At 70.7% G+C, this 8,334-nt stretch carries 11 protein-coding genes; 6 read left to right on the forward strand and 5 right to left on the reverse strand.

The window, feature by feature from the left end; all coding sequences use genetic code 11:
- The 3 genes from A5706_RS13925 to A5706_RS13935 all read left to right on the forward strand — a co-directional run.
- Positions 1 to 378 (forward strand): aminotransferase class I/II-fold pyridoxal phosphate-dependent enzyme (locus A5706_RS13925; RefSeq protein WP_197517824.1); only part of this gene is annotated, 378 nt, incomplete at its 5' end.
- On the forward strand, positions 375 to 1,049 hold the full coding sequence (gene bioD / locus A5706_RS13930; RefSeq protein ID WP_068131478.1) for a dethiobiotin synthase: 675 nt from the start codon (positions 375 to 377) through the stop codon (positions 1,047 to 1,049). The genes A5706_RS13925 and bioD, both read left to right, overlap by 4 nt.
- Positions 1,049 to 1,555, forward strand: coding sequence for a 2'-5' RNA ligase family protein (locus A5706_RS13935; protein ID WP_068131480.1), 507 nt, complete (start codon positions 1,049 to 1,051; stop codon positions 1,553 to 1,555). The genes bioD and A5706_RS13935 overlap by 1 nt, the downstream gene beginning before the upstream one ends.
- Before the next feature lie 72 nt (positions 1,556 to 1,627).
- Here A5706_RS13935 and A5706_RS13940 read toward each other — a convergent pair whose 3' ends face one another.
- The 4 genes from A5706_RS13940 to A5706_RS13955 form a co-directional block, all read right to left on the reverse strand.
- Entirely contained in the window at positions 1,628 to 2,992 is a 1,365-nt protein-coding gene (locus tag A5706_RS13940; RefSeq protein ID WP_068131481.1) for a hypothetical protein, read from the reverse strand.
- The gene (locus A5706_RS13945) at positions 2,989 to 3,351 is read right to left on the reverse strand and encodes a hypothetical protein (protein ID WP_068131484.1); all 363 of its coding nucleotides are present in this window, start codon (positions 3,349 to 3,351) and stop codon (positions 2,989 to 2,991) included. Before A5706_RS13945 ends, A5706_RS13940 begins: the two co-directional genes overlap by 4 nt.
- A 4-nt stretch (positions 3,352 to 3,355) precedes the next feature.
- On the reverse strand, positions 3,356 to 5,194 hold the full coding sequence (locus A5706_RS13950) for a hypothetical protein (RefSeq protein WP_068131486.1): 1,839 nt from the start codon (positions 5,192 to 5,194) through the stop codon (positions 3,356 to 3,358).
- Positions 5,195 to 5,272: 78 nt separating this feature from the next.
- Complete coding sequence (locus A5706_RS13955; protein WP_068131488.1) at positions 5,273 to 5,464, reverse strand: hypothetical protein; 192 nt, start codon at positions 5,462 to 5,464, stop codon at positions 5,273 to 5,275.
- A 142-nt stretch (positions 5,465 to 5,606) separates the two neighbouring features.
- On the opposite strand from A5706_RS13955, the gene bioB reads away from it, so the two are divergent.
- From bioB to A5706_RS13970, 3 genes are read left to right on the forward strand one after another with little or no spacing between them, the layout of a single operon-like run.
- Positions 5,607 to 6,647: a biotin synthase BioB gene (gene bioB, locus A5706_RS13960; protein ID WP_068131490.1), complete on the forward strand. Its 1,041-nt coding sequence runs from the start codon at positions 5,607 to 5,609 to the stop codon at positions 6,645 to 6,647.
- Between the two features lie 25 nt (positions 6,648 to 6,672).
- Positions 6,673 to 6,888 carry a hypothetical protein gene (locus A5706_RS13965; RefSeq protein ID WP_156767112.1) on the forward strand — a complete coding sequence of 72 codons (216 nt, stop codon included), beginning with the start codon at positions 6,673 to 6,675 and terminating at the stop codon, positions 6,886 to 6,888.
- A complete protein-coding gene (locus A5706_RS13970) occupies positions 6,885 to 7,544 on the forward strand; it encodes a DUF2567 domain-containing protein (RefSeq protein ID WP_068131495.1) in 660 nt (219 codons plus the stop codon). Before A5706_RS13965 ends, A5706_RS13970 begins: the two co-directional genes overlap by 4 nt.
- A gap of 157 nt (positions 7,545 to 7,701) precedes the next feature.
- Here A5706_RS13970 and A5706_RS13975 read toward each other — a convergent pair.
- The coding region (locus tag A5706_RS13975; protein ID WP_231985289.1) for a lipase family protein at positions 7,702 to 8,334 on the reverse strand (633 nt) is incomplete at its 5' end.

Raw genomic sequence — 8,334 nt, forward strand, 5'->3', positions numbered from 1 at the left:
GCCCGGCCGTTCATCTTCGACACCGGCCTGGCGCCGGCGGCGGTGGGCGCCGCGCGCGCCGCGCTGCGGGTGCTGCAGGCCGAGGCGTGGCGACCGAACGCGGTCCTTCGCCACGCCCATTTCCTGGCCGAGACGTGCGGCGTGCCCGACGTGCCGGCGTCGGCGGTGGTGTCGGTGATCCTGGGCAATCCGGAAGTCGCGCTGGCCGCCGCGACCGCCTGCCTGGACGCCGGCGTCAAGGTGGGCTGCTTCCGGCCCCCGACCGTGCCCGCCGGGACCTCGCGGCTGCGCCTGTCGGCGCGCGCGTCGCTGGACGGCGACGACCTCGAGACCGCGCGCCGGGTGCTGACGGACGTGCTCGGCGTGGCGCGTCGTTGACCGTTTTGGTCGTCACCGGCACCGGCACCGGGGTCGGCAAGACGGTCGTCACCGCGGCCCTGGCCTGCCACGCCCGCCAGGCCGGCCTCGACGTGGCGGTGTGCAAGCCGGTCCAGACCGGCACCGACGCCGGCGACGACGACCTCGCCGAGGTGGGCCGGCTGTCCGGGGTGACCGAACTTGTCGGGCTGGCCCGCTACCCGCTGCCCATGGCGCCGGCCGCCGCGGCCGAGCAGGCCGGGACGACGCTGCCCACCGGCGAGCGGGTGCTGCGGCGCATCCGCGACCTGGACCGCCCCGGGCGGTTGACGCTGGTCGAAGGCGCGGGCGGCCTGCTGGTCGAACTCGCCGACCCCGCCGTCACGCTGCGCGACCTCGCCGTCGGGCTGGGCGCCGCGGCGCTGGTCGTGGTCGGCGCCGAGCTGGGCACCCTCAACCACACCGCGCTGACCCTGGAAGCCCTTGCCGCCCAACGAGTTCCGTGCGCCGGGCTGGTCATCGGGAGCTGGCCGGCCCGACCCGGCCTGGTGGAGACGTCGAACCGGGCCGCGCTGGCGAAGCTGGCCCCGGTGCGGGCCGCGCTGCCCGCCGACGCGGCATCCATGCGCGACTTCGCGGCCATGAGCGCCGAGGCATTCGACCGCGACTGGGTGAGCGCGCTGGTGCGCTGATGGTCCATTCCATCGAGCTGGTCTTCGACCCCGACACCGAAGAAGCCATTCGTGGCATCTGGCAAGCGTTGGCCGCCGCCGGCATCCCCAGCCAGGCGCCGGCCAGCCGGCCGCACGTCACGCTGGCCGTCGCCGAACGCATCGACCCCCAGGTCGACGCGCTGCTGGGTCCGGTCGCCCGACGACTTCCAATGGACGCCGCGATCGGCGCGCCGGTGCTGTTCGGGCGGGTGAACTTCGTGTTCGCGCGGGTGATCGTGCCGACGAGCGAACTGCTGGCGCTGCACGCCGAGGTGCACCGGCTGTGCGGTCCGCATCTCGAGCCGGCGCCGATGACCAACAGCCTGCCCGGCCAATGGACCGCGCACGTGACGATGGCGCGCCGCGTCGGCGGCCACCAGCTCGGTCGGGCGCTGCGCATCGCGGGCTGGCCGTCGCAGCTCGACTGCCGGTTCACCGGCTTGCGCCGCTGGGACGGCGGCAAGAAGGTCGAGCACCCGCTGTAGGGCGTGTGCATCCTGGGCTTCGCGTGTGAAGCCACGGCGCGAAAGCCGTGGATTCACGACGACAGGGCCGAGCTACCCGCCGAACAGCAGATACAGGCCGGTGAACGTGTAGCCGACCATGACCAGCATCATCGTGAGCTGCCCGGTGAGCTGATGGCCGGCCGGTAGCAGCCGCAGTGCCCTGTCATGGGCGGCGACCACCGCCACGATGTGCCCGGTCACCACGGACGCCACCTTGATGCCGGCGAGCACCGGGGGATGCGCCGACAGCACGTAGGTGACGTGACAATGCGCCAGCCCCAACAGGTTCCAGCCGCGGCCGAACGGATCGGCCAGCGCGAACACCGCCTGCTGGCCGCGCTCGACGAGGTAGGACAGGTAGTGCGCGAAGATGTAGCCCACCACGATCGGGATCAGCGAATGCGCCATCCGCCCGGGCAGGGCGCGGCGTTGCTCGCGGTCGACGCCGCCGGTGGCGCGCGCGGCAAGTGAAAACGTCACCGCGACAACGGAAATGAAGACAATCAGCCCCACGGTGCGCAACAGCGATGACGAGAGCGTCGGCGCCAGGCCGAAGCTACGCGAAATCTCGTCGGCGAACCCCCGCCACGTCGGCGACGACGAGAAGCTGTCGAACGCCGTCGACCCGAGCAGCACCGCCAGCAACACCACCACCCCCGGCCGCACGGGCAGCGACGGCAGGTGGTCGAGCGGATTCCCGACGACGATCTTCCCGGTGGCCCGGTTGCGCCGAAACGGGCAGAGCCGCGAAACCGCCATGCTGTACACACCGAACGGGTCGGCCCGGGCCAGCCACCGCTGCCCGCACAGCCACGCCCCGACCAGCATCAGCGCCGCATACGTCGCCAGCCACGCCCGGACCAGCGGCAGCGACGCCGAGTTGGGGCTGGCCAGCTCCATCCACACGAACGCGAACAGGCCCAGCGCCGCCGGCCGATAGCCCCAGCCCTCGGGGTAGGACCACCGCGGCCGACCGAGTCGCGCCGGCGTCACGCGCCGCAGCAGCAGATACACCGTGCGCATCGGCGAGATCACCCGCCAGACCGGGCCGAACAGCAACGAGACCGCCACCAGCCCGACCCACAGCAGCACGTAGAACGCCCCGAGCAGGGCGTTGGACTCCGACCGCGGGCCCCACACCCCGGCCGACACCACCCACACCGCGAACGCCAATGCCAGCCCGGCCGCCGTCCAGCGGGTCACCCGGGCATCGACGAACGAGGTCAGCGCCGACGGCAGCGGGCGGCCGGGCTTGTCCGGATCGAACCGCGGCCGCCGCCACGCGAACGCGACCAGCGCGAACGTGAACGTCAGCGCCCACGCCGCCCCGACCATCGCATACAGGTACGGCACCGGGAGGTCGCCTGACCCGCCCAGGCCGTGCGCGAGCACCGTCGTCGCGCCGGCGGCGCTCACGGCTGGACTTGGATCGTCGCGATCGTGCGGTCCAGGTGATGCAGCTCGACCTCGACGTTCCCCGGGACGTCCACGCTGAACTGGAAGGTTTGGCCGGGCGCGGCCGCGACCGGGAACTTGTGGTCGGGCGTCGAGTGCACGTGCAACTCGTCGGGGGCGTCGCTGGTGACCCGCAGGGTGATTTGCTGGTGCACCTTGGCCTGCAGCGTCGCGTTGGTCGGGGTGACCTGGCCCTTGGCGATGGTGACGTCCACGACGGGGGCCGCGGCGGGCGACTGGGGCTGCGAACCGCCGCAGGCGACGAGCCCGCACGTCAGCGCTGCCGCCCACGCGGCGACGAGGGCACGGCGAACCGTCATCAAGCTAGGCCGCCCTGGGAGCGCCCGGCACGGGCTGCTTTTCCTCGACCGGCTCCGGCGATTTCTCGGCGTTGTTCAACCGGCCGGCGCCCCACGTCAGCGCGCTGATCACCATCAGGGTCAGGATCAGCACCACGATGCCACCGGCGGTGAACAACCAGGTCGGCGCGCTCTGGTCGCGTTCGCGCTGCAGGATCGTCACCTCCAGGACGAACGGCCGCACGCTTTGCGCCAGCGCGGGAACCTCGGGTGCCGGAATGGCGTCATCCGCGGGCTCCCAGATCGGCACGGCCGTCATCGTGCGGCCGTCCTGTACCCGCAGCAGCGTCTTCCACTCTCCCCACACGGGAACCGGCTGGGTCGACCGGTAGTGCCCCGGACCGACCTTCTCCAGTCGGTCGATCATCAGGCCGCGGTTGTTCTCCATGCGGCCCTGCCAGGACAGGATCGTCAGCCACTCCGGATGGTCGCTGACGAACGGCGGGGTCAGCTGCACGTCCGCCGAGACCATCCGCCGCCCCGGTTGGCTGGGCTGATCGGTCAGCGTGACGGTGGCGGTGTTGTGGCTCGGCACCAGGATGTGCAAACCGTTTGCCACCGCGGCGCCGATCACCAACACCGTCAACACCACCGCGGCGATGCCGACCCGGCGGCCCGGGAGCCGCTGTCCGGTGAGCACCATCCCGAACATCGCCCCGCACACCCCGGTCAGCACGGCCACGGGCACCGACATCGCCAGCGCCTCGCCCCACATCCTCGTCGGCCACGGGTAGTGGTACACCGCGCCGATCCACAGCGACTCCAGCCACAGCCCGACGGTCGCCACGCCGAGGCCGGAGACGGCACCAAAAGCGATGGGGCGCTTGAGGAGCGGGGTCAGCGCCACCAGCTCGACGACCAGCGCCGGACCCAAATAGAGCGGGAACCAGTTGATCGGCGCGCCCAGGATGGGCCCGACCAGCAACGCGACCAGGCCCCGCAGCGCGACGGCGAACAAAGCCCCGATGACCGCGCCGCCGCGGCCCATGGTCAGGCGGGCGGCCACCGCCGCCAGCGCGGACGCCGCGGCGATCAGCATCGGCTGGAAGACCAGCCGGAATTGCGGGACGCCGAAGTCGAATTCGATCTGATAGACGGACAGCCCGATGAACAGGCCGCCGAAGGACAGGTAGCGCAGGAACGTGATGAACGGGCCGTGGAAGACCTCCGCGCCCTCCTGCGCCTCGCCCTCGCGTTCCAGGATCAGCACCGCGAAAAGGGAAAAGCAGGCCCCGCCGATCATCATCAAATGCGTTGGGCCCCAAAGGGTTACGTCTTGTCCGAAGATGCGGTGCCAGATGTCGTCGAGCGGGAACCCGATCATCGCGTACAGCCCGCAACCCGCCATCAAAATCCCGCCGACCGGGGCGTACCAGTTACGCGTGATCCGCACCGCCGCCGGGCCGGGCTGGTCGAAGGGCAGCACGATCGCCAACATGCCCGCGACGAAGATCCCGAACAGGCCGATGATGATGAAGTAATGCGCGGGGTTCGCCAGCGGGCCGGGGTCGCGGCCGTTGCCGATGTGCCAGCTGACGTCCCAGATGAACCCGAACAGGGCGCAGATGATGAACGTGGTGAAGATCAGGACCGGTAGGGCCACCCAATTGGGGCGGTGGAACTTTTCGCCCATCTTGTCGGCGATGCGGGTCAACCATTCGATGCGGTGGGTGCGGTGCGCATAACCGATCCACAGCATGGCCGCGCCGATCACCACGGCGGCGATCGACAGTCCGATCACCTGGTTGAGGCCGGCGCCGCGCGCCGGCGCCTCGGCCACAAAAGTGAGTTCCGCCGATTCCATCGTCAAAACCTCCTGCACCCCGGCCTGGCGAGCTGTGATGCAGCTCGCAGGAACCGGAATGCCCCGATCGAGGGCCCGTCAATCACGCTTTTTGTCGGTTGCGTCGCTTTGCTGGCTCGCCCCCGCGTCGCCGCCGTTGCGGCGGTCTCGCAGCGCGACATACAGGATGACGCCGACCACCACGATCGCCGGCAGGAAGGCGGGGATCGCCAGCAGCAGCATGTGGTGGGCCAGGTACTCGACGTGCGCCTGGGCCTCCCAAACAGTCATTGATCAGACATACCCCGGCGGACCCCGTCTGTCCCCTCCCTCGGAGGCCGTTACCCTACTTTGAACCGATTTTGTTCAGGCTGCCATCACGAATGGCAGGTGCGGGTGCGCGCGCACGCAAAAAGATGCAGGGGAGTACCTGGTGACTCAAGCGGCAACTCGGCCGACGACCGACGCCGACGACTCGAACGACGACATCCTCGCGGTGGCCCGCCGGCAGGTGCTCGACGGCGGCGAGGGCCTGACCCGCGACCAGGTGCTGCGGGTGCTGCAGCTACCCGACGACCGGCTCGAGGAGCTGCTGGCGCTGGCCCACGAGGTGCGGATGCGCTGGTGCGGCCCCGAGGTCGAGGTCGAGGGCATCATCAGCCTCAAGACCGGCGGCTGCCCGGAGGACTGCCACTTCTGCTCCCAGTCGGGGCTGTTTTCGTCGCCGGTGCGCAGCGCACGCCTGGACATCCCCAGCCTGGTCGAGGCGGCCAAGCAGACGGCCAAGTCGGGCGCCACCGAGTTCTGCATCGTGGCCGCGGTGCGCGGGCCCGACGAGCGGTTGATGGCGCAGGTCGCGGCCGGCATCGAGGCGATCCGCGACGAGGTCGAGATCAACATCGCCTGCTCCTTGGGGATGCTGAGCGCCGAGCAGGTGGAGCAGCTCTCGGCGATGGGCGTGCACCGCTACAACCACAACCTGGAGACCGCCCGCTCGTACTTCCCCAACGTCGTGACGACCCACACCTGGGAAGAGCGCTGGGAGACGCTGTCGATGGTGCGCGACGCCGGCATGGAGGTGTGCTGCGGCGGGATCCTCGGCATGGGCGAAACCCTGGAGCAGCGCGCGGAGTTCGCGGCCGACCTGGCCGAGCTCGGGCCCGACGAGGTGCCGCTGAACTTCCTCAACCCGCGGCCGGGCACCCCGTTCGGCGACCTGGAGGTGCTGCCGGTCAGCGAGGCGTTGAAGTCGGTCGCCGCCTTCCGGCTGGCGTTGCCACGCACGATGCTGCGCTTTGCCGGCGGGCGCGAGATCACGCTGGGTGACCTCGGCGCCAAGCAGGGCATCCTGGGCGGCATCAACGCGGTCATCGTCGGGAACTACCTGACCACGCTCGGGCGCCCCGCCGAGGCGGACCTGGAACTGCTGCAGGATTTGCAGATGCCGATCAAGGCGCTCAACGCCAGCCTGTAAGAGACTGGAGACCGTGGTTCGGGAAATGGGCGCCCCGGTCAGCGCCGGCGTCTACAACGTCTACACCGGGGAGCCGGGGGGCACGGTCGTGCCGACGGCCGCCCAGCTGGGCCTCGAGCCGCCCCGGTTCTGCGCCCAGTGCGGACGCCGGATGGTGGTTCAGGTTCGGCCCGACGGCTGGCGGGCGCGGTGCTCGCGGCACGGCGAGGTGGACTCGGCGGACATGGAGGCACAGCGGTGACCGAGCACGCCGAGCCCGCGCCGTTCGAGCCCGCCGGCGTTCCCCGCAAGGCGCGGGCGCGCGCGGTCCTCGTCGCGGCGCTGGGGGTGGCTGTGACCGGCGTCGCGATCGGCGGGCTGTGGGCCTGGATCGCGCCACCGATTCGCGCGGTGGTGGCGATCACGCGGGCCGGCGAGCGGGTCCACGACTATCTGGGCACCGAATCCGAGCACTTCTTCATCGCGCCGGCCATGCTGCTGGGCCTGTTGACGGCGCTGGCGGTGGTGGGCGCGGTGCTGGTGTGGCAGCGGCGCGAGCACCGTGGGCCCGCGATGGTCCTGGGGCTGTCGCTCGGCATGGTCGTCGCGGCCGCGGTGGCCGCGGGGACGGGTGCGCTGCTGGTTCGGCTGCGCTACGGCGCGCTGAACTTCGACGCGGTCGCGGTCTCGGGCACCCCGCCCGTCGCCTATGTCACCCAGGCGCCGCCGGTGTTCTTCGCCCTCCACCTGTTACAGGTGGCGGTGACGCTGGCGTGGCCCGCGGGGATCGCCGCGCTGGTGTGCGCGCTGCTGGCGGCGGCCGACGCCCGCGACGACCTGGGTGGTCCTCCGGTGGCCGGTCGGCCTTCCGGCGCGTTGCCGATGGAGCCCGAGGCCCCGGAGGCCGCTGTCTCGTAGGCGTCGCAAGCCGGCCAAGTGGCCGCGTCGAGTGTGAACCCACGGCTTTCGGTGTGAACCCACGGCGAGATCTGGGCGATTCTTCCGCCGCAGATTCACGCGCAAAGCCCAAGACACACACTCAACATGCGGTTGCCGATCTGGGCGTCCAGGGACCCTACAGGGGACGGTGCGGGACCTTGCGGCCGGTGATGACCTTGGCCGCGATCTTGACCAGCCGCGCCATCCCGACGTAGGTCATCGGGTTGAACATCGTCGGCCACGTCGTCCGGATCAGGTGCTCGGTCAGCGGCCGGCCGGCGAACCGGTCGGTGAGCCAGCGAAGCGTCATCGGCGCGGACAGCGGGTGCAGGCAGATGTGTTCGTTGAACGCGTCCCGGTGGTAGGTGACCCGGGCGCCGCCGGCTGAATAGGCGTCGGCGAGCGCGTCGATGTCGTGCACGTCGATCAGGTAGTCGTGCACCGCCTGCACGATCAGCACCGGCGGCGTCGGCACCGCGGCGCCCAGCTTGATGTTGTCGAAGACAAAACTGACCTCGGGGGTGGACAGGATGTCTTCGAGCGGCTCGTCGAGGTAGTCGCCCATGTTTTTGCCTGCCATCCGCAGGACGGCCTCCACGGTCGTCATGTTGTGCAGCGAGTCGAGCAGGGCGCGTCCCTCCTCGTTGGTGTGCTCCTTGATGATCCGGTCCAGGTCGGGGTAGATCTTGGCCAGCGCCGCCACCACCAGCGCGGGCAGGCCGGCGAGGAAGCTCCCGTTGAGCCTGCGAAACGTGTGGCCGAGGTCGCC

Source organism: Mycobacterium sp. E796, from assembly GCF_001672815.1.
Taxonomy (GTDB): Bacteria; Actinomycetota; Actinomycetes; order Mycobacteriales; family Mycobacteriaceae; genus Mycobacterium.

Bases quoted from the DNA above. Each gene is read 5' to 3' on its own strand.
- A5706_RS13935 (WP_068131480.1), top strand. From the start codon at position 1,049: ATGGTCCATTCCATCGAGCTGGTCTTCGACCCCGACACCGAAGAAGCC.
- A5706_RS13945 (WP_068131484.1), bottom strand. From the start codon at position 3,351: ATGACGGTTCGCCGTGCCCTCGTCGCCGCGTGGGCGGCAGCGCTGACG.
- A5706_RS13950 (WP_068131486.1), bottom strand. From the start codon at position 5,194: ATGGAATCGGCGGAACTCACTTTTGTGGCCGAGGCGCCGGCGCGCGGC.
- A5706_RS13955 (WP_068131488.1), bottom strand. From the start codon at position 5,464: ATGACTGTTTGGGAGGCCCAGGCGCACGTCGAGTACCTGGCCCACCAC.
- A5706_RS13965 (WP_156767112.1), top strand. From the start codon at position 6,673: ATGGGCGCCCCGGTCAGCGCCGGCGTCTACAACGTCTACACCGGGGAG.